The sequence below is a fragment of the Actinoplanes sp. NPDC048791 genome, from assembly GCF_040650095.1.
Classification (GTDB): Bacteria; Actinomycetota; Actinomycetes; order Mycobacteriales; family Micromonosporaceae; genus Actinoplanes.
This window is the reverse complement of the sequence record NZ_JBEZGQ010001627.1, coordinates 1-1,259: the sequence shown is the minus strand read 5'-3', so window position 1 is coordinate 1,259 and position 1,259 is coordinate 1. Positions and strand designations below refer to the sequence as shown.

Genomic DNA, 1,259 nt, shown 5'->3' with positions numbered 1-1,259 from the left:
CCCGAAGCCGGCTGGGCCGACGGGGCCGTTGGCCGCATCCGGCCACCGGCCCCGGGGGCGGCCGGCCCGGCCCTAGCGTTCCCGGTGCCGTCCGAGCGGGCGGAAGAACGTCCGGGGAGGCCGCCATGCACCGCTACTACCTCTCGGCACTGCGCCGGTACGCCGACTACCGGGGCCGGGCCCGCCGCATCGAGTACTGGATGTTCGTGCTCGTGCACGCCGTCATCGTGGTCGCGCTGGCGACGCTGAGCGTGGCGGTCGCCGACTGGCTCATGTACGTCCTGATCGCCTACTACTTCGCCACGGTCGTGCCGGTGACCGCCCTGGTGGCGCGGCGCCTGCACGACGTCGGCTACTCCGGCTGGCTGCAACTGATCAACCTGCTGCCCTTCGGCTTCATCGTGCTGCTGGTCTTCATGGCCCTGCCCGGCGAGCCCGGGCCGAACCGCCACGGGCCCGCCCCGGCCGGCCGCCGCCTGTCCGCGGTGCCGGTGTGATCCGGGGACGCGCCCTGACTCTGCTCGTGCCGGCCTTCCTGCTCGCCTCGTCGGCCTGCGGCGGCGGCGGCGATGCCGGGCCGGCTCCGAGCCCTTCCGGTTCGAGCGCCGCGACCAGTGCGCCGCCGTCTTCGGCACCGCCGGCCATCGTCACAGCGGCGGACGGCGAAGACGCGAGCACCTGCGAGGACGGCAGGTGCCAGATCCTCGTGAAGGAACAGAGCGACTTCGCCCTGGACGGCAAGTTCTCCTGCGAGGGGATGCTGCTCACCTTCACCGCGCCGAACGAGCTGCGGATCGACGTCGCCGTGCGGGACGGCGACGATCTGCACGCGACGATCACCGGCACGGGCAACCTCGCGCTGGCCTACGGACTCACCCTCACCGTGCAGCAGACCGGCCCGGCCGGCGCGGTCGTCAAGGTCGCACCGGCCAGGAACGACCCCGGCAACCACAAAGGCACCGGTACGCAGGGATTCTCCCTGTACTCCGGCGACGGCACCTGATCGGCCGCGGGGGCCGCACCGCTCTACGATGCGGTCAGGCACCCGGGCGGCGGGAACGGACGGCGGCGAAGAGGACACGACGATGACGACCGATCCGGCCGACGGCGAGCTGGTGCCGCTGGGCGACGGCACGGTGGGCAACGTGCTGGCCGGTGTGGACAGTGCCACCGGCGAGGCCTTCGCGGTGAAGGTGCTGCCGGGGCCGCTCGACCGGCGTACCCGGACCGGCCTCGACGCCGAGCTGCGCGCGCTGACC

At 73.2% G+C, this 1,259-nt stretch carries 2 protein-coding genes; both read left to right on the top strand.

Going from position 1 to position 1,259, the window contains the following annotated elements; all coding sequences use genetic code 11:
* Positions 1-125: 125 nt before the first annotated feature.
* Positions 126-497, top strand: a complete 372-nt coding sequence (locus tag AB0C29_RS49110) for a DUF805 domain-containing protein (protein WP_360835350.1) — start codon at positions 126-128, stop codon at positions 495-497.
* Positions 494-1,003 carry a hypothetical protein gene (locus AB0C29_RS49105; RefSeq protein WP_360835348.1) on the top strand — a complete coding sequence of 170 codons (510 nt, stop codon included), beginning with the start codon at positions 494-496 and terminating at the stop codon, positions 1,001-1,003. The genes AB0C29_RS49110 and AB0C29_RS49105 overlap by 4 nt, the downstream gene beginning before the upstream one ends.
* The last annotated feature ends 256 nt before the right edge of the window (positions 1,004-1,259 follow it).